The sequence below is a fragment of the Pseudomonas sp. p21 genome (assembly GCF_001642705.1).
Classification (GTDB): domain Bacteria; phylum Pseudomonadota; class Gammaproteobacteria; order Pseudomonadales; family Pseudomonadaceae; genus Aquipseudomonas.
In genome coordinates, this window is record NZ_LWBV01000001.1 from 24,772 (window position 1) to 44,982 (window position 20,211).

The following is a 20,211-nucleotide window of genomic DNA, read 5'->3' on the forward strand; positions in this document are numbered from 1 at the left end:
ATGTTGCAACCAAAGCGTACAAAATTCCGCAAGCAGATGACTGGCCACAACCGTGGTCTGGCACTGCGCGGTAGCAAAGTCAGCTTCGGCGAATTCGCCCTGAAAGCTGTTGCTCGCGGTCGCCTCACCGCTCGCCAGATCGAGTCCGCACGTCGTGCGCTGACCCGTCACGTAAAACGTGGCGGTAAGATCTGGATCCGTGTGTTCCCGGACAAGCCGATCTCCAAGAAGCCTCTCGAGGTTCGTATGGGTAAAGGTAAGGGCTCCGTGGAATACTGGGTTGCCCAGATTCAGCCAGGCAAAGTCCTGTATGAAATCGAGGGTGTTTCTGAAGAGCTGGCGCGCGAAGCTTTCGCCCTGGCTGCTGCAAAGCTGCCTCTCGCCACCTCCTTTGTTAAGCGGACGGTGATGTGATGAAAGCGAATGAACTTCGTGAAAAATCGGCACAGCAACTGAATGAGCAACTGCTCGGCTTGCTGCGCGACCAGTTCAATCTGCGTATGCAGAAAGCAACTGGCCAGTTGGGGCAGTCGCACCTGCTCTCGCAAGTTAAGCGTGACATCGCTCGCGTGAAAACTGTGCTCAACCAGCAGGCAGGTAAGTGATCATGGCTGAAGCTGAAAAAACCGTCCGTACGCTGACTGGCCGTGTCGTCAGCGACAAAATGGACAAGACCATCACCGTTCTGATCGAGCGTCGCGTAAAGCACCCGATCTACGGTAAATACGTTAAGCGTTCGACTAAGCTGCACGCGCACGACGAAGCCAACCAGTGCAAGATCGGCGACAAGGTTTCCATCCGTGAAACCCGTCCGCTGGCCAAGACCAAGTCCTGGGCACTGGTTGAAGTCCTCGAACGCGCTGTTGAAGTCTAAGGGCTAGGGGTCGGAGAAATTTTATGATTCAGACTCAATCCATGCTCGATGTGGCCGATAACAGCGGCGCTCGTCGCGTCATGTGCATCAAGGTGCTCGGCGGTTCGCACCGCCGTTACGCCGGCATCGGTGACATCATCAAGGTAACCGTCAAGGAAGCAATTCCGCGCGGTAAGGTCAAGAAAGGCCAAGTGATGACTGCTGTTGTCGTGCGCACCCGTCACGGTGTTCGTCGCGCTGACGGTTCCATCATTCGTTTCGACGGCAACGCTGCTGTTCTGCTGAACAACAAGCAAGAGCCGATCGGCACTCGCATCTTCGGGCCAGTGACCCGTGAACTTCGTACCGAGAAGTTCATGAAGATCGTCTCGCTCGCCCCTGAAGTGCTGTAAGGAGATCCGACATGCAAAAGATTCGTCGTGACGACGAGATCATCGTGATCGCCGGCAAAGACAAAGGTAAGCGCGGTAAGGTGCTGAAGGTTCTGGCTGACAACCGTCTGGTTGTTGGTGGCGTGAACCTGGTCAAGCGTCATACCAAGCCTAACCCGATGGCGGGCGTACAGGGCGGTATCGTCGAAAAAGAAGCGCCTCTGCACGCTTCCAACGTTGCCATCTTCAACGGCGAAACCAACAAGGCTGACCGCGTTGGTTTCAAAGTAGAAGACGGTAAAAAAATTCGTGTCTTCAAGTCGACCCAAAAAGCGGTTGATGCTTGAACACTGCTAGGTAGAAGACCATGGCACGACTGAAAGAGATTTACCGGAACGAAATCGCTCCTAAGCTTAAGGAAGAACTTAAGCTGTCGAACGTGATGGAAGTTCCGCGCGTTACCAAGATCACCCTGAACATGGGTCTGGGCGAAGCGATCGGCGACAAGAAAGTCATCGAGCACGCTGTTGCCGACCTGGAAAAGATCACCGGTCAAAAGCCGGTCGTGACTTTCGCTCGTAAATCCATCGCGGGCTTCAAAGTCCGTGAAGGCTGGCCGATCGGCGTCAAGGTGACCCTGCGTCGCGACAAGATGTACGAATTCCTGGACCGCCTGCTGGCGATCTCCCTGCCTCGGGTTCGCGACTTCCGCGGCCTGAATGCCAAGTCCTTCGATGGCCGTGGCAACTACAGCATGGGCGTGAAAGAGCAGATCATCTTCCCGGAAATCGATTACGACAAGATCGATGCTCTGCGCGGTTTGGACATCACCCTGACCACCACTGCTCGTTCGGACGACGAAGGCCGCGCTCTGCTGCGTGCTTTCAAGTTCCCGTTCCGCAACTGATTGGAGTAGGAAAATGGCCAAGAAGAGCATGAAAAACCGCGAGCTGAAGCGTCAGCTCACGGTAGCCAAGTACGCCAAAAAGCGTGCCGAGCTGAAAGCGACCATCGTCAACCTGAACGCCTCTCCTGAAGAGCGTTTCGCTGCCGTTGTCGCCCTGCAGAAGCAGCCACGTGATGCCAGCGCCTCGCGTCTGCGCAACCGTTGCCGCCTGACCGGTCGTCCTCACGGTGTATACCGTAAGTTCGGCCTGGGCCGTAACATGCTGCGTCAAGCTGCAATGCGCGGTGACGTACCAGGTCTGGTCAAGGCCTCCTGGTAATCGCTGCAGGCTGGATCCCGGCGGAAGGGGAGCAATCTTCCGACCGCCGGTGACCTCGCCAACAAACAAGCCCCTATATGGGGCTTGTTTCGTTTCTACCTTGTGTCTAGAATGACCGGCTCACCTGAGCCTGGGTTTTTTGCCCTGTCCGCTCGGGTGGTTGTGATAGCCGCAAGGCTAATAATTCTTGTATCAGGAGCATCTAGCCCATGAGTATGCAGGACCCGTTAGCGGACATGCTAACTCGCATCCGTAATGCCCAGATGGCTGAAAAGTCCGTCGTAAGCATGCCTTCCTCCACCCTGAAGGTCGCGGTTGCCAAAGTTCTGAAAGACGAAGGTTACATCGCCGGCTACCAGGTAACTGGTGAGGCCAAGCCTTCCCTGTCGATCGAACTGAAGTACTTCGAAGGCCGTCCGGTCATCGAGGAACTGAAGCGCTCCAGCCGTCCAGGCCTGCGCCAGTACAAGTCCGTCGCAGAACTGCCGAAAGTACGTGGCGGTCTGGGCGTGTCTATCGTCTCCACCAACAAAGGTGTGATGACTGATCGCGCTGCGCGCGCTGCCGGTGTCGGCGGCGAAGTTCTGTGCACAGTGTTCTAAGGGGAGATAGGCATGTCTCGCGTCGCTAAGAACCCCGTTAAGCTGCCAGCAGGCGTCGAAGTCAAATTCGCCGGCCAGCAGCTTTCGGTGAAGGGTGCCAAAGGCACTCTCGAACTGAACGTTCACTCGTCTGTTGAAGTTACCGAAGAGTCTGGCGAGCTGCGTTTCGTCGCTCGCAACGGTGACCAGCAAGCTCGCGCCATGGCCGGTACCACCCGCGCTCTGGTGAACAACATGGTCCAGGGCGTAAGCCAAGGCTTCGAGCGCAAGCTCCAGCTGGTCGGTGTTGGTTACAAGGCGCAGGCCAAGGGCACCGTCCTGAACCTGGCCCTGGGCTTCTCGCACCCAGTGGACTACGAACTGCCAGCCGGTATCACCGCTGAAACCCCAAGCCAGACCGACATCCTGATCAAGGGTATCGACAAGCAGCTGGTGGGTCAGGTGGCCGCTGAAATCCGCGACTTCCGTCCGCCAGAGCCTTACAAAGGCAAGGGTGTGCGTTACGCGGACGAAGTAGTCCGTCGTAAAGAAGCCAAGAAGAAGTAGGGCCTAGCAAATGACCGACAAAAAAGTTACTCGACTGCGTCGCGCTCGCAAAGCACGTCTCAAGATGCACGAACTCGAAGTCGTGCGCCTGTGCGTGTTCCGCTCCTCGCAGCACATCTACGCCCAGGTCATTTCGGCCGACGGCAGCAAGGTTCTGGCAAGCGCCTCGACCTTGGACAAAGAACTGCGTGATGGCGCCACTGGCAACATCGACGCGGCCACTAAGGTTGGCAAGCTGGTAGCTGAGCGTGCGAAAGCCGCCGGTGTATCTCAAGTTGCCTTTGACCGTTCCGGCTTCAAGTACCATGGCCGCGTCAAAGCGCTGGCTGATGCTGCTCGTGAAGGCGGGCTGGAGTTCTAAGTTATGGCAAATAACGATCAAAAGCGCGACGAAGGCTACATCGAGAAGCTGGTTCAAGTTAACCGCGTTGCCAAAACCGTAAAAGGCGGCCGTATCTTCACCTTCACCGCGCTGACCGTGGTAGGTGATGGTAAAGGTCGTGTTGGCTTCGGCCGTGGCAAGTCGCGCGAAGTACCTGCCGCGATCCAGAAAGCCATGGAAGCTGCTCGCCGCAACATGATCCAGGTTGACCTGAAGGGCACCACCCTGCAGTACGCCACCAAGGCTGCCCACGGCGCCTCGAAGGTTTACATGCAGCCTGCCTCGGAAGGTACCGGTATCATCGCCGGTGGCGCAATGCGTGCTGTCCTGGAAGTTGCTGGTGTTCAGAACGTTCTGGCCAAGTGCTACGGTTCGACCAACCCAGTGAACGTGGTTTACGCCACCTTCAAGGGTCTGAAAGCCATGCAATCTCCTGAATCCATTGCTGCCAAGCGCGGCAAGAGCGTCGAGGAGATCTTCTGATCATGGCAACCGTAAAAGTAACGCTGATCAAGAGCGTCTCGGGCCGTCTGCCTAACCACAAGCTGTGCGTTAAAGGCCTGGGTCTGCGTCGCATCGGTCACACTGTAGAAGTCCAGGATACTCCCGAAAACCGCGGGATGATCAACAAGGCTTACTACATGCTGAAGGTCGAGGGTTAATCGATGAAACTCAATGATCTGAGTCCAGCGCCGGGTTCCCGTCGCGAGAAGCATCGTCCAGGTCGTGGTATCGGTAGCGGTCTGGGTAAGACCGGCGGCCGTGGCCACAAAGGTCAGACTTCCCGTTCGGGTGGTTCGATCGCTCCTGGCTTCGAAGGCGGTCAACAGCCGCTGCACCGTCGTCTGCCGAAGTTCGGCTTCGTTTCGCTGAAAGCCATGGACCGCGCCGAAGTGCGTCTGTCCGAGCTGGCCAAGGTGGAAGGCGACGTGATCTCCGTGCAATCCCTGAAGGATGCCAACGTGATCGGCCAGAACGTACAGCGCGTGAAAATCATGCTGTCTGGCGAAGTCACTCGCGCAGTCACCATCAAGGGTATCGCAGCCACCAAGGGTGCGCGTGCGGCTATCGAAGCAGCTGGCGGCAAGTTCGAGGAATAAATGGCTAAGCAAGGTGCTCTCTCTTCGCTCGGTAAGGGCGGGATGTCGGAACTCTGGGCTCGTCTGCGCTTTCTGTTCATGGCGATCATCGTCTATCGGATAGGTGCGCATATCCCGGTTCCTGGCATCAATCCGGACCGTCTGGCGGATCTGTTTCGGCAGAATGAGGGGACCATTCTTAGCTTGTTCAACATGTTTTCCGGTGGCGCGCTCGAGCGCATGAGCATCTTTGCACTGGGGATCATGCCGTACATCTCGGCATCGATCATCATGCAGCTGATGACGGCGGTCAGCCCGCAACTGGAGCAGTTGAAGAAGGAAGGTGAAGCTGGCCGTCGCAAGATCAGCCAGTACACCCGCTACGGCACCGTTATCCTGGCACTGGTTCAAGCCATTGGCATGTCCATTGGCCTGGCCAACCAGGGCGTGGCGTTTTCTGTAGGTCTGGGCTTCCATGTCGTCGCCGTCTCCACCTTCGTGGCAGGCGCGATGTTCATGATGTGGCTGGGCGAGCAGATCACCGAGCGCGGTGTGGGCAACGGTATCTCGATGTTGATCTTCGCAGGTATCGTTGCCGGTCTTCCGAGAGCAATCGGGCAGTCTTTCGAGTCTGCGCGCACAGGCGATATCAATATTTTCGCCCTGGTCGCTATCGGTTTGCTGGCAGTAGCGATTATCGGTTTCGTGGTGTTCATTGAGCGTGGTCAGCGTCGTATCGCCGTTCACTACGCCAAGCGTCAGCAGGGCCGCAAGGTCTTCGCTGCGCAGACCAGCCACTTGCCGTTGAAAGTGAACATGGCGGGGGTCATCCCGGCCATTTTCGCGAGCAGCATTCTGCTGTTCCCGGCTTCGCTGGGTGCCTGGTTCGGTCAGTCCGAAGGTATGGGCTGGCTGCAGGACATCTCGCAGTCGATCGCTCCTGGTCAGCCGTTGAACATTCTGCTGTTTAGTGCAGGGATCATTTTCTTCTGCTTCTTCTACACAGCGCTGATGTTCAACCCGAAAGACGTAGCGGAAAACCTGAAGAAGTCCGGTGCCTTTATTCCGGGTATCCGTCCTGGTGAGCAGTCGGCACGCTACATTGATGGCGTTCTGACCCGTCTGACCATGTTCGGTGCTCTTTACATGATGGCCGTCTGCCTTCTGCCCCAGTTCCTGGTGGTGGCAGCAAATGTGCCGTTCTACCTTGGCGGGACCTCGTTGCTGATTGTGGTAGTGGTTGTGATGGACTTCATGTCCCAAGTACAATCGCACCTCGTTTCGCACCAGTACGAATCCCTGATGAAGAAAGCCAACCTGAAAGGCTACGGTGGCAGCGGTCTGCTGCGCTGATACGCCCCTAAGGTTCGAGGAGTCGGTAATGAAAGTTCGTGCATCGGTGAAAAAGCTGTGCCGTAACTGCAAGATCATCCGTCGCGAAGGCGTCGTACGAGTGATCTGCAGCGCGGAACCGCGTCACAAACAGCGCCAAGGCTGAGTGTGATCTGCGCTTCAAACCCAGCAGCTAGTGTGCTGCTGGGTTGATTATTCGTTTCTACAGCGATATTATCTCGCGCCCTATTTCTTGGCTTCCGGGGCGTAGGTAGCTGTCAATTGGAGTCCCACTGAATGGCCCGTATTGCAGGCGTCAACATTCCAGATAACAAGCATGCTGTTATCTCGCTGACCTACATCTATGGTGTCGGTCGCACTACTGCACAGAAGATCTGTGCAGACGCTGGTGTAAACCCAGCCGCTAAGATCAAGGATCTGAGCGACGAGCAAATCGAAACCCTGCGTGGCGAAGTCGCGAAGTTCACCACCGAAGGTGACCTGCGTCGTGACATCAACATGAAGATCAAGCGCTTGATGGACCTGGGTTGCTACCGCGGCCTGCGTCATCGTAAAGGTCTGCCGGTTCGCGGTCAGCGCACCAAGACCAACGCACGCACCCGTAAGGGCCCGCGTAAGCCGATCCGCAAGTAATCGCCCAGGAATATAGACATGGCAAAACCTGCTGCTCGTCCTCGTAAGAAAGTCAAAAAGACAGTGGTTGATGGCATCGCCCACATCCATGCCTCTTTCAACAACACCATCGTGACCATCACCGACCGTCAGGGCAACGCTTTGTCCTGGGCGACCTCCGGTGGTTCGGGTTTCCGTGGTTCGCGCAAATCCACCCCGTTCGCAGCCCAGATCGCTGCTGAGCGTGCTGGTCAAGCTGCGCTGGAATACGGTCTGAAGAACCTCGACGTAAACGTCAAGGGTCCAGGTCCAGGTCGTGAGTCCGCCGTTCGTGCACTGAACAGCTGCGGCTACAAGATCGCCAGCATCACCGACGTGACGCCAATCCCGCACAACGGGTGCCGTCCGCCGAAGAAGCGTCGCGTGTAATCAGGAGACAGATAAATGGCACGTTACATTGGTCCAAAATGCAAACTGTCTCGTCGTGAAGGCACTGACCTGTTCCTGAAGAGTGGCGTTCGCGCTCTGGAATCGAAGTGCAACATCGAAGCAGCCCCAGGTATCCACGGCCAGCGCCGTGGCCGTCAGTCCGACTACGGTACCCAGCTGCGCGAGAAGCAAAAAGTTCGTCGTATCTACGGTGTTCTGGAGCGTCAGTTCCGCGGTTACTACCAGGCTGCAGCCTCGAAAAAAGGCGCAACCGGTGAAAACCTGCTGCAACTGCTCGAGTGCCGTCTGGATAACGTCGTCTACCGTATGGGCTTCGGCTCGACTCGTTCCGAGTCCCGTCAGCTGGTTTCGCACAAAGCGATCAGCGTCAACGGTAAGACTGTAAACATTCCATCCTACCAAGTTCGTCCGGGTGACGTGGTCGCGGTTCGCGAGAAGTCGCTGAACCAGCTGCGCATTGTTCAAGCCCTTGAACTGTGCGCCCAGCGTGGCCGCGTTGAGTGGGTTGACGTGGATGCTGCTAAAAAGTCGGGCGTTTTCAAGAACGTTCCTGCTCGCAGCGACCTGTCTGCCGACATCAACGAGAACCTGATTGTCGAGCTCTACTCCAAGTAAGGGCTAGAAAATAGGTGCATCCATGCAGATTTCGGTAAATGAGTTCCTGACTCCCCGCCACATTGATGTGCAGGTAGTCAGTCCGACCCGCGCCAAGATTACGCTCGAGCCTCTCGAGCGTGGTTTCGGCCATACCCTGGGCAACGCGCTGCGCCGCATCCTGTTGTCCTCCATGCCTGGCTGTGCAGTAGTCGAGGCCGAGATCGACGGCGTACTCCACGAGTACTCCGCGATCGAAGGTGTTCAGGAAGACGTAATTGAAATCCTGTTGAACCTGAAAGGCCTGGCTATCAAACTGCACGGTCGTGACGAAGTTACGCTGACCTTGTCGAAAAAGGGTTCGGGGGTGGTTACCGCTGCCGATATTCAGCTGGATCACGATGTCGAGATCGTCAACCCCGATCACGTAATCGCGAACCTGGCGTCGAACGGCGCCCTGAACATGAAGCTCACCGTAGCTCGTGGTCGTGGTTACGAGCCGGCCGACTCCCGTCAAACCGACGAAGACGAAAGCCGTAGCATTGGCCGTCTGCAGCTGGACGCTTCGTTCAGCCCGGTGCGTCGTATCGCCTATGTGGTCGAGAACGCCCGTGTTGAACAGCGTACCAACCTGGACAAGCTGGTCATTGATCTGGAAACCAACGGCACCCTGGATCCTGAAGAGGCTATCCGCCGCGCTGCGACCATCCTGCAACAGCAGCTGGCCGCGTTCGTCGACCTCAAAGGTGACAGCGAGCCTGTCGTAGTCGAGCAGGAAGACGAGATCGATCCGATCCTGCTGCGTCCGGTTGACGACCTGGAACTGACTGTACGTTCGGCCAACTGCCTCAAGGCGGAGAACATCTACTACATCGGCGACCTGATTCAGCGTACCGAAGTAGAGCTGTTGAAGACTCCTAACCTGGGCAAGAAGTCCCTGACTGAAATCAAGGACGTCCTGGCCTCTCGTGGTCTGTCTCTCGGCATGCGCCTCGACAACTGGCCGCCTGCAAGTCTTAAGAAAGACGACAAGGCGACCGCCTGATCGTCGTAATCACCGAACGTAGTGTTTGGTAAGGAATGAATCATGCGTCATCGTAAAAGTGGACGTCACCTGAGCCGTACCAGCTCTCACCGCAAGGCTATGTTCCAGAACATGGCAGTGTCGCTGATCGAGCACGAGCTGATCAAAACCACCCTGCCGAAAGCCAAGGAACTGCGCCGCGTTGCCGAGCCGCTGATCACCCTGGCCAAGGAAGACAGCGTAGCTAACCGCCGTCTGGCCTTCGATCGTACCCGTTCGAAGTCCGCTGTTGGCAAGCTGTTCAACGACCTGGGCAAGCGTTACGCCACCCGTCAGGGCGGCTACCTGCGCATCCTGAAGTGCGGTTTCCGCGCTGGCGACAACGCCCCTATGGCGTACGTCGAGCTGGTTGATCGTCCGGTCGGCGGTGCTGTAGAAGCTGCTGAGTAAGACGTTCTGTCTGCTACAAAGAACCGGGCCTAGTGCCCGGTTTTTTGTCGCTACATGCATTGTTAATTTCTATTGATGCAAGTCATGTAATGAATTTGTTCTTGTAACCTTGCTCGTCAATACTCTCTCCAAAGCCGATTAGCCGGCGCTTGAAGACCGATAAGGAGAGCCCATGAGCAAGATTCTCACCACCGCCAGCGGTGCACCTGTAGCCGACAACCAGAATTCCCGTTCCGCCGGCCCGCGCGGCCCGCTGCTGCTCGACGACTTCCACCTGATCGAGAAGCTTGCCCATTTCAACCGCGAGAACATTCCTGAGCGCCGCGTGCACGCCAAGGGCTCGGGCGCCTACGGTACCTTTACCGTTACCCGCGATATCACGGGTTACACCAGTGCCAAGCTGTTTGAGCAGGTTGGCAAGCAGACCGAAACTTTCCTGCGTTTCTCCACCGTCGGTGGCGAGCGTGGCTCTGCCGATACCGAGCGCGACCCGCGTGGTTTTGCCGTTAAGTTCTACACCGAAGAAGGCAACTGGGACATCGTTGGCAATAACACGCCAGTGTTCTTCATCCGCGACCCGCTGAAGTTCCCGGATTTTATCCACACCCAGAAGCGCCACCCGCAATCCAACCTGAAGAACGCCCAGATGATGTGGGACTTCTGGTCGCACTCCCCCGAGGCGCTGCATCAGGTCACCATCCTGTTCTCCGATCGCGGCATCCCGGACGGCTACCGTCACATGCACGGCTTCGGCAGCCATACCTACAGCCTGATCAACGCCGAGGGTGAGCGCACCTGGGTCAAATGGCACTTCAAGACTCAGCAAGGCATCAAGAACCTCGCCCCGGCAGATGCCGCGCGCCTGGCAGGTACAGACCCGGACTACGCCCAGCGCGACTTGTTCGAGGCCATCGAGCGTGGCGATTACCCGCGCTGGACCGTATGCATCCAGGTCATGAGCGAAACCGAGGCTGCCAGCCGCGACGAAAACCCCTTCGACGTGACCAAGACCTGGTCGCAGAAGGACTACCCGTTGATCGAGGTGGGCGTGCTGGAGCTCAACCGTAACCCGCTCAACTACTTTGCCGAGGTCGAGCAGGCTGCATTTGGCCCGAGCAACATGGTGCCCGGTGTCGGCCTGTCGCCAGACCGCATGCTGCAAGGGCGTGTATTCGCCTACGCTGACGCGCACCGCTACCGTGTGGGCACCAACCACCAGCAACTGCCGGTGAACGCACCACGCTGCCCGGTTAACAGCTATCAGCGTGATGGTTCCATGGCTGCTGGCAGTTACGGCAGTGCACCGAACTATGAGCCCAACAGCTACAGCGATGCACCGAAGCAGTCGCCGCGCCATGCCGAGCCTGCACTGGCCCTGAATGGTTCGGCTGACCGCTACGATCACCGTGAAGACACCGACTACTACAGCCACGCCGGCGCGCTATTCCGTCTGATGAACGATGAGCAGAAAGCCCTGCTGATCAACAACATTGCCGGCACCATGGCAGGTGTCAGCCAAGACGTGGTCCAGCGCCAGCTGCAGTACTTCTTCAAGGCCGATCCGGCCTACGGCGAAGGGGTCGCCAAGGCCCTGGGCGTCAATCTCGCTTAAGTCGAAGTGATAAGAAGAACCGCCCTCATTTGGGCGGTTTTTCAATGAATATCACTACTGTTTGACCGATTTTTTGCGTCTGATTGCGCGTTTTTCAGTGACCGCTGGCAAAAGCTGGTTCACACTATGTGGCATAGACGTTTTCACATGGAGAAGCAGGGCGATGCAAGGTCACCCGGACGTAATCAACTACCTCGTTACGCTGCTGAAGGGCGAACTGGCGGCGCGCGACCAGTACTTCATTCACTCGCGGATGTACGAAGACTGGGGCCTGTCCAAGCTCTACGAGCGCATCAACCACGAAATGGAAGAAGAGACGCAGCACGCCGATGCCCTGATGCGTCGCATCCTCATGCTCGAAGGCACCCCTGACATGCGCGCGGACGACCTGGAAGTGGGCAGCACCGTGCCGGAAATGATCGAGGCTGACCTCAAGCTCGAGTACAAGGTGCGCGGCGCGCTATGCAAAGGTATTGAGCTGTGCGAACTGCACAAGGACTACATCAGCCGCGACATCCTGCGTGCCCAGCTGGCTGACACCGAAGAAGATCACACCTACTGGCTGGAGAAGCAGCAGGGGCTGATCAAGGCCATCGGCCTGGAAAACTACCTGCAATCGCAGATGTAAAAGCTGGGGCTGCTTTGCAGCCCTGTCGCGACACAAGGCCGCTCCCACAGCGAAATGCACTCCTCCTGTGGGAGCGGCCTTGTGTCGCGACAGGGGCGCAAAGCGCCCCCAAGGCCTCACGCCCGATCCCGCTCCAGCAGCGGTTTCAGATAATGCCCGGTATAAGACTGCTTCATCTCGCTCAGTTCTTCCGGCGTACCGCAGGCAATGATCTGCCCACCTTTCGAGCCACCCTCCGGCCCCAGATCCACCAGCCAGTCCGCGGTCTTGATCACATCCAGGTTGTGCTCGATCACCACCACGGTATTGCCGTGGTCGCGCAGGCGATGCAGCACGTCCAGCAACTGCTGGATATCGGCAAAGTGCAGGCCCGTGGTCGGCTCGTCGAGGATATACAGGGTCTTGCCGGTGTCACGCTTGGACAGTTCGCGCGACAGCTTCACTCGCTGTGCCTCGCCGCCCGACAGCGTGGTCGCCGACTGCCCCAGTTTGATGTACGACAGCCCCACATCCATCAGCGTCTGCAGCTTGCGTGCCAGCGCCGGCACTGCATCGAAGAACTCGCGGGCATCCTCGATGGTCATCTCCAGCACCTCGTGGATGTTTTTGCCCTTGTACTTGATCTCCAGGGTTTCGCGGTTGTAGCGCTTGCTCTTGCACACGTCGCACGGCACGTAGATGTCCGGCAGGAAGTGCATCTCCACCTTGATCAGGCCATCGCCCTGGCAGGCCTCGCAACGGCCACCCTTGACGTTGAACGAGAAGCGCCCCGGACCATAGCCGCGCGAACGCGATTCCGGCACACCGGAGAACAGCTCGCGGATCGGCGTGAAGATGCCGGTGTAGGTCGCCGGGTTCGAGCGAGGGGTGCGGCCGATCGGGCTCTGGTCGATATCCACTACCTTGTCCAGGTGCTGCAGGCCATCCATGCTGGCATGCGGCGCCGCTTCAAGGTTGCTTGCACCATTCAGGGCGGTGGCGGCCAGTGGGAACAGGGTGTTGTTGATCAGCGTCGACTTGCCCGAGCCGGATACCCCGGTCACGCAGGTCAGCAGGCCGATCGGGACTTCCAGGTCGACGTTTTGCAGGTTGTTGCCACGCGCGCCCTTGAGCTTGAGTTGCAGCTTCTTGTTGCGCGGCGTGCGCTTGGCCGGCACGACGATCTTCTTGCGCCCGGAAAGGTACTTGCCGGTCAGCGAGTCGGGGTGGGCCATGACTTCCTGCGGCGAGCCCTCGGCGACGATCTGCCCGCCGTGTACGCCGGCCCCCGGGCCGATGTCCACCACGTAGTCGGCCAGGCGGATGGCGTCTTCGTCGTGTTCCACCACGATCACCGTGTTGCCCAGGTCGCGCAGGTGGTTGAGGGTGGCCAGCAGGCGGTCGTTGTCGCGCTGATGAAGGCCGATGGACGGCTCATCGAGGATGTACATCACTCCCACCAGGCCAGCGCCGATCTGGCTGGCCAGGCGGATACGCTGAGCTTCGCCACCGGACAGGGTATCGGCGCTGCGGTCGAGGGTGAGATAGTCGAGACCGACGTTGACCAGGAACTGCAGGCGCTCGCAGATTTCCTTGAGGATCTTCGCCGCAATTTCGCCACGGCGGCCGGTCAGGGTCAGTTCGCCGAAGTAGTTGCTGGCTTCACCGATCGGCAGGTTGGTCACCGCCGGCAGGGTCTTCTCGCCCACCCACACATGTCGTGCCTCACGGCGCAGGCGCGTGCCGCGACAGTCCGGGCAGGGCTGGGTGCCAAGGAACTTGGCCAGTTCTTCACGCACGGTGGCCGACTCGGTCTCGCGGTAGCGACGCTCCAGGTTCGGCACGATGCCTTCGAACGGGTGCGAGCGCTTGACGATGTCGCCACGGTCGTTGAGGTACTTGAAGTCGATACTCTGTTTGCCGCTACCCTGCAGGATCACTTTCTGGTGCTCGGCCGACAGCTGGCCGAACGGCTCCTCCAGGCTGAAGCCGTAATGCGCGGCCAGCGAACCGAGCATCTGGAAGTAGTACACGTTACGCCGGTCCCAGCCGCGGATCGCGCCTTCGGCCAAGGTGAGTTCGGCATTGACCAGGCGCTTGGTGTCGAAGAACTGCTTCACCCCCAGGCCATCGCAGGTCGGGCAGGCGCCCGCGGGGTTGTTGAAGGAGAACAGCTTCGGCTCCAGCTCGCTGATGGCATGGCCACAGACCGGGCAGGCGAAGCGCGCGGAGAAGATCGTCTCTTCGCCTTGTCCATCATCCATCGGTGCCACCAGGGCGATGCCGTCGGCCAGCTTGAGCGCGGTCTCGAACGACTCGGCCAGGCGCTGTTGCAGGTCGGCGCGGACCTTGAAGCGGTCCACCACCACATCGATGCTGTGCTTTTTCTGCTTGTCCAGCTTGGGCAGTTCGTCGAGCTCGTAGAGCTTGCCGTTGACCCGGGCACGCACAAAGCCTTGGGCACGCAATTCGTCGAACACCGCCAGGTGCTCGCCCTTGCGCTCGCGCACCACCGGCGCCAGCAACATCAGTTTGCTGCCTTCCGGGCGCTCCAGCACCAGGTCGACCATCTGGCTGATCGTTTGCGCCTCCAGCGGGATATCGTGGTCCGGGCAGCGTGGGGTACCGACGCGGGCGTACAGCAGGCGCAGGTAGTCGTAGATTTCGGTGATGGTGCCGACCGTGGAGCGGGGGTTATGCGAGGTCGACTTCTGCTCGATGGAAATAGCCGGCGACAGGCCTTCGATGGTGTCGACGTCAGGCTTTTCCATCATCGACAGGAACTGCCTGGCGTAGGCCGACAGCGATTCGACATAGCGGCGCTGGCCTTCAGCGTACAGGGTGTCGAACGCCAGGGACGACTTGCCGGAACCGGACAGGCCGGTGATCACGATGAGCTTGTCCCGGGGCAGGGTCAGGTCGATGTTCTTCAGGTTGTGGGTGCGTGCCCCACGAATCAGGATCTTGTCCACTGCGGCCTCGCTCGGCGGGCATAAACAAGGAAGTATACGGCGCCCTGCCAGTACGCGGCAAAGCGTCGCGTAGATGCCGTCACGCTGTCGGACTGATAGAATCGCCGCCGGTTCACACGAGGTTAATCCATGCACGACACCCACAACGAGCGCATGAGTGGCGGCGAAACCCGCGCCGCTGGCGGCCTGGCCCTGGTCTTTGCCTTTCGTATGCTGGGCATGTTCATGGTCTTGCCGGTGCTGGCCACCTACGGCATGGACCTGGCCGGTGCCACACCTGCGCTGATTGGCCTGGCCATTGGTGCCTATGGCCTGACCCAGGCCGTTTTGCAGATCCCGTTCGGGATGATTTCCGACCGCATCGGCCGCCGGCCGGTGATTTACCTGGGGCTGGTGATCTTTGCCCTGGGCAGTGTATTGGCGGCCCAGGCCGACTCCATCTGGGGTGTGATCGCCGGGCGTATCCTGCAGGGGGCCGGGGCGATTTCCGCTGCGGTCATGGCGCTGCTGTCCGACCTTACCCGCGAGCAGCACCGGACCAAGGCCATGGCCATGATCGGCATGAGCATCGGCCTGTCGTTTGCCGTCGCCATGGTCGTCGGCCCATTGCTGACTCGTGCCTTTGGCTTGTCAGGATTGTTCCTCGCCACGGCAGGACTTGCCCTGGTCGGCATCCTGCTGATCGCCTTTGTCGTGCCCAATACCCACAGCATCCTGCAGCACCGTGAGTCGGGTGTGGCGCGCCAGGCCATCGGCCCGACCCTGCGCCATCCGGACCTTCTGCGCCTGGACGCGGGCATCTTCATCCTCCACGCCATCCTCATGGCCAGCTTCGTCGCGCTGCCACTGGCCTTCGTCGAGCGCGGCGGCCTGCCCAAGGAGCAGCACTGGTGGGTGTACCTGACCGCGTTGTTCATCTCATTTTTTGCAATGGTCCCGTTCATCATCTACGGCGAAAAAAAGCGCAAGATGAAACGTGTGCTGGCCGGGGCGGTCAGTGTGTTGCTACTGGTGGAGGTGTTCTTCTGGCAGTGGGCTGACGGTTTGCGCGGACTGGTGATCGGCACCGTGGTATTCTTTACTGCATTCAACCTGCTGGAGGCATCGCTGCCTTCGCTGGTCAGCAAGGTGTCGCCTGCAGGTGGCAAGGGGACGGCAATGGGGGTTTACTCCACCAGCCAGTTCCTCGGTGCTGCCCTGGGAGGAATCCTCGGTGGCTGGTTGTTCCAGCACGGCGGGCTGAACATGGTGTTCCTCGGTTGTGCGGTGCTGTGTGCCATCTGGTTGGTCGTCGCCTTGCGCATGAACGAGCCGCCCTATGTGACCAGCCTGCGCATGCCGCTGACGCCAGAGGCAGTCCGGGAAGCCGGCCTGACCGAGCGCCTGATGGCCGTGCCGGGTGTGACCGACGCCGTCGTGGTGGCGGAAGAAGCCGCCATCTATATCAAACTGGATACGAAAATTTTGGACCGTACGACCCTCGAGCGCCTGGTGAACCCGGCCTCTTCGGCGTGCGAAGCCTAGGAGAACGTTATGGCCCGTGGGGTTAACAAAGTCATTCTGGTCGGCACCTGTGGCCAGGATCCCGAAGTCCGCTACCTGCCCAACGGTAACGCCGTGACCAACCTGAGCCTGGCTACCAGCGAGCAGTGGACCGACAAGCAGTCGGGCCAGAAGGTCGAGCGTACCGAGTGGCACCGTGTGTCGCTGTTCGGCAAGGTTGCCGAAATCGCCGGCGAATACCTGCGCAAGGGTTCGCAGTGCTACATCGAAGGCAAGCTGCAGACCCGCGAGTGGGAAAAAGACGGCATCAAGCGCTACACCACCGAGATCATCGTCGACATCAACGGCACCATGCAGCTGCTCGGCGGCCGTCCGCAGGGCCAGCAGCAGGGCGGTGACCCGTACAACCAGGGTGGCGGCAACTACGGTGGCGGCCAGCCGCAACAGTACAACCAGGCTCCGCGCCAGCAGGCCCCGCGCCCGCAACAGGCTCCTCAGCGCCCGGCACCGCAGCAGCCAGCCCCGCAGCCGGCGGCTGACTTCGACAGCTTCGATGACGATATTCCGTTCTGATCGGAGCGGTCAGGCGTCTAGCAAGACCAGAAGCCCAGGGCAGTTGCCCTGGGTTTTTTTATGGGCAGCCATCCTGGCAAAGCATCCAACACGGTGCATGGCACCGGCTGTGCCGGTGTTCGCGGCTAAAGCCGCTCCCACAGGTCCCTGCTAATTCAAAGAGTATATGAGAGCAAAGCCGTCAGCGCTTCAATAGAACAGCCGCGGCTCCGGCGAGTCCAGCAGGCTGACCAGCTTGGTCAGGGCAAAGCCCAGTTCCTGGCGGCTGGGGGCCATCAGGGCGATGCGCACGCCGCAGGTTGCGTGGCTGCGTTCTGGCAGGAACTGGCTGCCACTGACTACCGTGACGCCGTTGTTGCGTGCCAGGTTGGCGAATTCGTCGCTGGTCCACGGCTCCGGCAACTCCAGCCAGATGTGAAAGCTGTTGGGCTGGCTGCGGATCTTGTACTTGCCAAGGATCTCCTGGGCCATTTGCTGGCGCGTGGCCGCCTCGTCCTGCTGTACCCGCACCAACTGGTCGGCCATGCCGTTGTTGATCAGGTTGCTGGCCAGTTGCGCCATCAACGGCGATGGCATCCAGACGCTGCTGCGTACCATCGACGATAACCGCGAGAGGGTTTGCGGTGGCGCGTACAGGTAACCGATGCGCAGCGCCGGCAGCACACTTTTGGACAGGCTGGTGAGGTACACCGAGCGTTCGGGCGCATAGGCGGCCAATGGCTTGTAATCCGGCGCGGGCTCGAGAAAACCGTAGATATCGTCATCGACGATGAACAGGTCGAACTCGCGGGCTATCTCGGCGATGGCCTGGCGCCGTGCGTGGGGCATGATCGAGTTGGTCGGGTTCTGGTGGGTGGTGACGCACACCAGCAGGGAAGGGCGGTGCTCCAGGCAGGCCGCGCGCAATGCCTCCGGAATCAGGCCGTGCTCGTCCATGGCCACGCCGCGCAGGCGGCGGCCCATGCTGTGGGCCAGGGAGATGATGCCTGGGTAGCAGAACGATTCGCACAGCACCACATCTTCGCTCTTCGACAGGCTGCTGATGGCCACCAATAGTCCATGCTGGGCGCCAGAGGTCAGTACAACCTGTTGCCAGCGAGCATCAGGCAGCCAGCGCTGAATCCAGGCTGCCCCTGCTTGTTTGTGGGAGGTGTGACCACCCTCTGTCACATAGTCGAGTACCTGCCCCAGGTCCGGAGAAGTGGCCAGCTCGCTGATCGCCGCACCCAGCCACTCACTCATGTGGGCATCGTTGGGTTTGATGATCGAGAGATCGATCTGGCTGCTTTCGCCAGTAACGGGTGCAGGCACCGACGGGGTGGATAACCGCTGTCGCAACTGCCTGACAAATGTGCCACGGCCCACCTCTCCAACCACCAGGCCGCGCTTGGCGGCTTCGTCGTAGGCTCTTCCAACGGTGCCTGGGGTTACATTGAGTGCCTCGGCAAGGTCTTTGAGGGTGGGCAAACGATCGCCTGCTGCAAGCCGACCACTTTCGATGTCCTGTTCAAGGGCATTAGCGATCATCAGGTAAACCGGCTGGGCTTGATCGCCGTATTGAGGGACCCACATGGAAATGGCACCAGATTCTGCAATTGCGCGCAAGCCTAACATGAAAGCCAAAATGCGGGTAATGATGGTAATCGCCTCCATTGAGTCGATTTAATTTGATATTGCATCGATTCAATTTTTGTAATTACAATCACCGCGCTGGTTGGGACATGCACACTTGCGTTGTGCTTGGCAGGACACTCCACTGGATAGACTTTAATATGGAAGTTCTGGGCGCTTTCTGGGCGGAACACTGGTTGCTGGCGGTCCTCATGCTCGGGGCTATCGCCTTCGTTGCCGGTTTCGTCGACAGCATTGCCGGTGGCGGCGGGCTGTTCCTGGTGCCGGGCTTTCTGCTGGTTGGCATGCCACCCCAAGTGGCCCTCGGCCAGGAAAAACTGGTCAGCACCCTCGGCACGCTGGCGGCCATTCGCAACTTCCTGGCCAACAGCAAGATGGTCTGGCAGGTGGCGCTGGTCGGCGTGCCGTTCTCGTTGCTCGGTGCCTACCTGGGGGCCCACCTGATCGTGTCGATCTCCCAGGAAACCGTGGGCAAGATCATCCTGGCGCTGATCCCCTTCGGCATCCTCATCTTCCTCGCCCCCAAGGACCGCCCGGTCGAAGAGCGCGAACTGTCATCGCGCATGCTGTTCACCGTGGTCCCGCTGACCTGCCTGGCCATCGGCTTTTATGACGGCTTCTTCGGACCCGGTACCGGCAGCATGTTCATCATCGCGTTCCATTACCTGCTGCGCATGGACCTGGTCTCCAGCTCGGCCAACTCCAAAACCTTCAATTTCGCGTCCAATATCGGCGCCCTGGTGGCCTTCGTCATTGCCGGCAAGGTCGTCTACCTGCTGGCGTTGCCGCTGGTGGCCTGCAACATCCTCGGTAACCACCTGGGCAGCGCGCTGGCCCTGCGCAAGGGCAACGAGGTGGTGCGCAAGGCGCTGGTGTTTTCGATGCTCTGCCTGTTCACCAGCCTGGGCGTGAAGTACCTGGCCTGACCCTTCCATAGGAGACAACTGATGAAAACCGCATTCGTAACCGGCGCCTCCTCGGGCTTTGGCCGCGCCATCTGCCGTACCTTGATCGGCAAAGGCTACCGCGTGATCGGTGGCGCCCGGCGTATGGACAAGCTGCAAGCGCTGGAAGCCGAACTGGGCGCCAACTTCACTCCGCTGGCGTTGGATGTCACCGACCCGGTATCGCTCGAGACGGCGGTCGAGAAGATTCGCGATGCTTCGCTGCAGATCGACCTGCTGGTCAATAATGCCGGGCTGGCGCTGGGCGTGGACCGTGCCCAGGCCAGTAGTGCGGAAAACTGGCAGCGGATGATCGACACCAACATCACCGGCCTGGCCATGGTCACCCACAAGATCCTGCCGCAGATGGTGGAAGCCGACAGCGGCATGATCATCAACATCGGCTCGATCGCCGGCACCTACCCCTACCCGGGCGGTAACGTGTATGGCGCCAGCAAGGCCTTCGTCCGCCAGTTCAGCCTCAACCTGCGCGCCGACCTGGCGGGCACCCGCGTGCGGGTGAGCAACATCGAGCCGGGGCTGTGCTCGGGTACCGATTTCTCGGTGGTGCGCCTGAACGGTGACCTGGATGCCGTGCAGGCGCTGTATAGGGATGTGGAGGCCATTCTGCCCGAGGACATCGCGGCCACGGTGGCCTGGATTGCCGAGCAGCCGGCGCATGTGAATATCAATACCATCGAGATCATGCCGGTGGCGCAGAGCAGCGCGGCGCTGAACGTGGTGCGCAACCTGCCGCTTTGCTGATCGGCCGGTGGTGGATGGCACCGGCGTTGCCGGTGTTCGC

The 20,211-nt window shown here is 59.5% G+C and carries 28 protein-coding genes; 26 read left to right on the top strand and 2 right to left on the bottom strand.

Annotated elements, in window-relative coordinates:
- From rplP to bfr, 22 genes are all read left to right on the top strand, one after another.
- Nucleotides 1–414, top strand: a complete 414-nt coding sequence (gene rplP / locus A4C63_RS00150) for a 50S ribosomal protein L16 (protein ID WP_003255479.1) — start codon at nucleotides 1–3, stop codon at nucleotides 412–414.
- Entirely contained in the window at nucleotides 414–605 is a 192-nt protein-coding gene (gene rpmC / locus A4C63_RS00155; RefSeq protein ID WP_002555481.1) for a 50S ribosomal protein L29, read from the top strand. Before rplP ends, rpmC begins: the two co-directional genes overlap by 1 nt.
- 2 nt (nucleotides 606–607) lie before the next feature.
- A complete protein-coding gene (gene rpsQ, locus A4C63_RS00160) occupies nucleotides 608–874 on the top strand; it encodes a 30S ribosomal protein S17 (protein ID WP_003255478.1) in 267 nt (88 codons plus the stop codon).
- A 23-nt stretch (nucleotides 875–897) separates the two neighbouring features.
- Nucleotides 898–1,266 carry a 50S ribosomal protein L14 gene (rplN, locus tag A4C63_RS00165; RefSeq protein WP_002555479.1) on the top strand — a complete coding sequence of 123 codons (369 nt, stop codon included), beginning with the start codon at nucleotides 898–900 and terminating at the stop codon, nucleotides 1,264–1,266.
- 11 nt (nucleotides 1,267–1,277) lie between these two features.
- Nucleotides 1,278–1,592 carry a 50S ribosomal protein L24 gene (gene rplX / locus A4C63_RS00170; RefSeq protein ID WP_013970637.1) on the top strand — a complete coding sequence of 105 codons (315 nt, stop codon included), beginning with the start codon at nucleotides 1,278–1,280 and terminating at the stop codon, nucleotides 1,590–1,592.
- Between the two features lie 20 nt (nucleotides 1,593–1,612).
- Nucleotides 1,613–2,152 carry a 50S ribosomal protein L5 gene (rplE, locus tag A4C63_RS00175; protein WP_003257095.1) on the top strand — a complete coding sequence of 180 codons (540 nt, stop codon included), beginning with the start codon at nucleotides 1,613–1,615 and terminating at the stop codon, nucleotides 2,150–2,152.
- Between the two features lie 13 nt (nucleotides 2,153–2,165).
- Nucleotides 2,166–2,471 (top strand): 30S ribosomal protein S14, encoded by a 306-nt coding sequence (gene rpsN, locus A4C63_RS00180; RefSeq protein WP_013970638.1) that lies wholly within the window; start codon nucleotides 2,166–2,168, stop codon nucleotides 2,469–2,471.
- 209 nt (nucleotides 2,472–2,680) lie between these two features.
- The gene (gene rpsH / locus A4C63_RS00185; protein WP_009681971.1) at nucleotides 2,681–3,073 is read left to right on the top strand and encodes a 30S ribosomal protein S8; all 393 of its coding nucleotides are present in this window, start codon (nucleotides 2,681–2,683) and stop codon (nucleotides 3,071–3,073) included.
- 12 nt (nucleotides 3,074–3,085) lie between these two features.
- Nucleotides 3,086–3,619, top strand: a complete 534-nt coding sequence (gene rplF, locus A4C63_RS00190; RefSeq protein ID WP_009681972.1) for a 50S ribosomal protein L6 — start codon at nucleotides 3,086–3,088, stop codon at nucleotides 3,617–3,619.
- A 10-nt stretch (nucleotides 3,620–3,629) separates the two neighbouring features.
- A complete protein-coding gene (gene rplR / locus A4C63_RS00195) occupies nucleotides 3,630–3,980 on the top strand; it encodes a 50S ribosomal protein L18 (protein WP_009397496.1) in 351 nt (116 codons plus the stop codon).
- A gap of 3 nt (nucleotides 3,981–3,983) precedes the next feature.
- Complete coding sequence (gene rpsE, locus A4C63_RS00200) at nucleotides 3,984–4,484, top strand: 30S ribosomal protein S5 (protein WP_003255465.1); 501 nt, start codon at nucleotides 3,984–3,986, stop codon at nucleotides 4,482–4,484.
- A gap of 2 nt (nucleotides 4,485–4,486) precedes the next feature.
- Nucleotides 4,487–4,663 carry a 50S ribosomal protein L30 gene (rpmD, locus tag A4C63_RS00205; protein ID WP_003255463.1) on the top strand — a complete coding sequence of 59 codons (177 nt, stop codon included), beginning with the start codon at nucleotides 4,487–4,489 and terminating at the stop codon, nucleotides 4,661–4,663.
- A gap of 3 nt (nucleotides 4,664–4,666) precedes the next feature.
- Nucleotides 4,667–5,101 carry a 50S ribosomal protein L15 gene (gene rplO / locus A4C63_RS00210; protein ID WP_003257107.1) on the top strand — a complete coding sequence of 145 codons (435 nt, stop codon included), beginning with the start codon at nucleotides 4,667–4,669 and terminating at the stop codon, nucleotides 5,099–5,101.
- Nucleotides 5,102–6,433, top strand: a complete 1,332-nt coding sequence (secY, locus tag A4C63_RS00215; RefSeq protein WP_003257108.1) for a preprotein translocase subunit SecY — start codon at nucleotides 5,102–5,104, stop codon at nucleotides 6,431–6,433.
- Between the two features lie 28 nt (nucleotides 6,434–6,461).
- Nucleotides 6,462–6,578 (top strand): 50S ribosomal protein L36, encoded by a 117-nt coding sequence (rpmJ, locus tag A4C63_RS00220; protein WP_002555468.1) that lies wholly within the window; start codon nucleotides 6,462–6,464, stop codon nucleotides 6,576–6,578.
- Nucleotides 6,579–6,709: 131 nt separating this feature from the next.
- Entirely contained in the window at nucleotides 6,710–7,066 is a 357-nt protein-coding gene (rpsM, locus tag A4C63_RS00225; RefSeq protein WP_003257112.1) for a 30S ribosomal protein S13, read from the top strand.
- A gap of 18 nt (nucleotides 7,067–7,084) precedes the next feature.
- Nucleotides 7,085–7,474 carry a 30S ribosomal protein S11 gene (rpsK, locus tag A4C63_RS00230; RefSeq protein WP_003255454.1) on the top strand — a complete coding sequence of 130 codons (390 nt, stop codon included), beginning with the start codon at nucleotides 7,085–7,087 and terminating at the stop codon, nucleotides 7,472–7,474.
- A 15-nt stretch (nucleotides 7,475–7,489) separates the two neighbouring features.
- A complete protein-coding gene (gene rpsD / locus A4C63_RS00235; RefSeq protein ID WP_003257114.1) occupies nucleotides 7,490–8,110 on the top strand; it encodes a 30S ribosomal protein S4 in 621 nt (206 codons plus the stop codon).
- A 22-nt stretch (nucleotides 8,111–8,132) separates the two neighbouring features.
- Nucleotides 8,133–9,134, top strand: a complete 1,002-nt coding sequence (gene rpoA, locus A4C63_RS00240; protein WP_003255452.1) for a DNA-directed RNA polymerase subunit alpha — start codon at nucleotides 8,133–8,135, stop codon at nucleotides 9,132–9,134.
- 42 nt (nucleotides 9,135–9,176) lie between these two features.
- Nucleotides 9,177–9,563, top strand: coding sequence for a 50S ribosomal protein L17 (gene rplQ, locus A4C63_RS00245; protein WP_003255451.1), 387 nt, complete (start codon nucleotides 9,177–9,179; stop codon nucleotides 9,561–9,563).
- A 172-nt stretch (nucleotides 9,564–9,735) separates the two neighbouring features.
- Nucleotides 9,736–11,175, top strand: coding sequence for a catalase (locus A4C63_RS00250; protein WP_063911037.1), 1,440 nt, complete (start codon nucleotides 9,736–9,738; stop codon nucleotides 11,173–11,175).
- A gap of 163 nt (nucleotides 11,176–11,338) precedes the next feature.
- Nucleotides 11,339–11,803, top strand: coding sequence for a bacterioferritin (bfr, locus tag A4C63_RS00255; RefSeq protein ID WP_003257116.1), 465 nt, complete (start codon nucleotides 11,339–11,341; stop codon nucleotides 11,801–11,803).
- A gap of 116 nt (nucleotides 11,804–11,919) precedes the next feature.
- Here the strand turns inward: bfr and uvrA are convergent, their stop codons facing one another.
- On the bottom strand, nucleotides 11,920–14,754 hold the full coding sequence (uvrA, locus tag A4C63_RS00260) for an excinuclease ABC subunit UvrA (protein ID WP_063911038.1): 2,835 nt from the start codon (nucleotides 14,752–14,754) through the stop codon (nucleotides 11,920–11,922).
- Between the two features lie 129 nt (nucleotides 14,755–14,883).
- On the opposite strand from uvrA, the gene A4C63_RS00265 reads away from it, so the two are divergent.
- Entirely contained in the window at nucleotides 14,884–16,278 is a 1,395-nt protein-coding gene (locus A4C63_RS00265) for an MFS transporter (protein WP_063911039.1), read from the top strand.
- 9 nt (nucleotides 16,279–16,287) lie between these two features.
- A complete protein-coding gene (locus A4C63_RS00270; RefSeq protein ID WP_063911040.1) occupies nucleotides 16,288–16,830 on the top strand; it encodes a single-stranded DNA-binding protein in 543 nt (180 codons plus the stop codon).
- A 189-nt stretch (nucleotides 16,831–17,019) separates the two neighbouring features.
- Here the strand turns inward: A4C63_RS00270 and A4C63_RS00275 are convergent, their stop codons facing one another.
- The gene (locus A4C63_RS00275; RefSeq protein WP_063911734.1) at nucleotides 17,020–18,402 is read right to left on the bottom strand and encodes a PLP-dependent aminotransferase family protein; all 1,383 of its coding nucleotides are present in this window, start codon (nucleotides 18,400–18,402) and stop codon (nucleotides 17,020–17,022) included.
- A gap of 200 nt (nucleotides 18,403–18,602) precedes the next feature.
- Here A4C63_RS00275 and A4C63_RS00280 point away from each other — a divergent pair, with 200 nt between their 5' ends.
- Both A4C63_RS00280 and A4C63_RS00285 read left to right on the top strand, forming a co-directional pair.
- Nucleotides 18,603–19,388, top strand: coding sequence for a TSUP family transporter (locus tag A4C63_RS00280; RefSeq protein WP_063911041.1), 786 nt, complete (start codon nucleotides 18,603–18,605; stop codon nucleotides 19,386–19,388).
- Nucleotides 19,389–19,409: 21 nt separating this feature from the next.
- Entirely contained in the window at nucleotides 19,410–20,171 is a 762-nt protein-coding gene (locus A4C63_RS00285; RefSeq protein ID WP_063911042.1) for an SDR family NAD(P)-dependent oxidoreductase, read from the top strand.
- Nucleotides 20,172–20,211: the final 40 nt, after the last annotated feature.

Excerpts from the sequence above, each read along its gene's own strand:
- rpsQ (WP_003255478.1), top strand. The coding sequence starts at position 608 with ATGGCTGAAGCTGAAAAAACCGTCCGTACGCTGACTGGCCGTGTCGTC.
- A4C63_RS00270 (WP_063911040.1), top strand. The coding sequence starts at position 16,288 with ATGGCCCGTGGGGTTAACAAAGTCATTCTGGTCGGCACCTGTGGCCAG.
- rplP (WP_003255479.1), top strand. The coding sequence starts at position 1 with ATGTTGCAACCAAAGCGTACAAAATTCCGCAAGCAGATGACTGGCCAC.
- rpmC (WP_002555481.1), top strand. The coding sequence starts at position 414 with ATGAAAGCGAATGAACTTCGTGAAAAATCGGCACAGCAACTGAATGAG.
- A4C63_RS00265 (WP_063911039.1), top strand. The coding sequence starts at position 14,884 with ATGCACGACACCCACAACGAGCGCATGAGTGGCGGCGAAACCCGCGCC.
- rpsD (WP_003257114.1), top strand. The coding sequence starts at position 7,490 with ATGGCACGTTACATTGGTCCAAAATGCAAACTGTCTCGTCGTGAAGGC.
- rpsE (WP_003255465.1), top strand. The coding sequence starts at position 3,984 with ATGGCAAATAACGATCAAAAGCGCGACGAAGGCTACATCGAGAAGCTG.
- rpmJ (WP_002555468.1), top strand. The coding sequence starts at position 6,462 with ATGAAAGTTCGTGCATCGGTGAAAAAGCTGTGCCGTAACTGCAAGATC.
- rplE (WP_003257095.1), top strand. The coding sequence starts at position 1,613 with ATGGCACGACTGAAAGAGATTTACCGGAACGAAATCGCTCCTAAGCTT.
- rpsM (WP_003257112.1), top strand. The coding sequence starts at position 6,710 with ATGGCCCGTATTGCAGGCGTCAACATTCCAGATAACAAGCATGCTGTT.
- rpsK (WP_003255454.1), top strand. The coding sequence starts at position 7,085 with ATGGCAAAACCTGCTGCTCGTCCTCGTAAGAAAGTCAAAAAGACAGTG.
- rplF (WP_009681972.1), top strand. The coding sequence starts at position 3,086 with ATGTCTCGCGTCGCTAAGAACCCCGTTAAGCTGCCAGCAGGCGTCGAA.
- rplQ (WP_003255451.1), top strand. The coding sequence starts at position 9,177 with ATGCGTCATCGTAAAAGTGGACGTCACCTGAGCCGTACCAGCTCTCAC.
- rpmD (WP_003255463.1), top strand. The coding sequence starts at position 4,487 with ATGGCAACCGTAAAAGTAACGCTGATCAAGAGCGTCTCGGGCCGTCTG.
- rplN (WP_002555479.1), top strand. The coding sequence starts at position 898 with ATGATTCAGACTCAATCCATGCTCGATGTGGCCGATAACAGCGGCGCT.
- A4C63_RS00275 (WP_063911734.1), bottom strand. The coding sequence starts at position 18,402 with ATGTGGGTCCCTCAATACGGCGATCAAGCCCAGCCGGTTTACCTGATG.
- A4C63_RS00250 (WP_063911037.1), top strand. The coding sequence starts at position 9,736 with ATGAGCAAGATTCTCACCACCGCCAGCGGTGCACCTGTAGCCGACAAC.
- rplR (WP_009397496.1), top strand. The coding sequence starts at position 3,630 with ATGACCGACAAAAAAGTTACTCGACTGCGTCGCGCTCGCAAAGCACGT.
- A4C63_RS00280 (WP_063911041.1), top strand. The coding sequence starts at position 18,603 with ATGGAAGTTCTGGGCGCTTTCTGGGCGGAACACTGGTTGCTGGCGGTC.
- rpsN (WP_013970638.1), top strand. The coding sequence starts at position 2,166 with ATGGCCAAGAAGAGCATGAAAAACCGCGAGCTGAAGCGTCAGCTCACG.
- rplX (WP_013970637.1), top strand. The coding sequence starts at position 1,278 with ATGCAAAAGATTCGTCGTGACGACGAGATCATCGTGATCGCCGGCAAA.
- A4C63_RS00285 (WP_063911042.1), top strand. The coding sequence starts at position 19,410 with ATGAAAACCGCATTCGTAACCGGCGCCTCCTCGGGCTTTGGCCGCGCC.
- rpoA (WP_003255452.1), top strand. The coding sequence starts at position 8,133 with ATGCAGATTTCGGTAAATGAGTTCCTGACTCCCCGCCACATTGATGTG.
- rplO (WP_003257107.1), top strand. The coding sequence starts at position 4,667 with ATGAAACTCAATGATCTGAGTCCAGCGCCGGGTTCCCGTCGCGAGAAG.
- rpsH (WP_009681971.1), top strand. The coding sequence starts at position 2,681 with ATGAGTATGCAGGACCCGTTAGCGGACATGCTAACTCGCATCCGTAAT.
- secY (WP_003257108.1), top strand. The coding sequence starts at position 5,102 with ATGGCTAAGCAAGGTGCTCTCTCTTCGCTCGGTAAGGGCGGGATGTCG.
- bfr (WP_003257116.1), top strand. The coding sequence starts at position 11,339 with ATGCAAGGTCACCCGGACGTAATCAACTACCTCGTTACGCTGCTGAAG.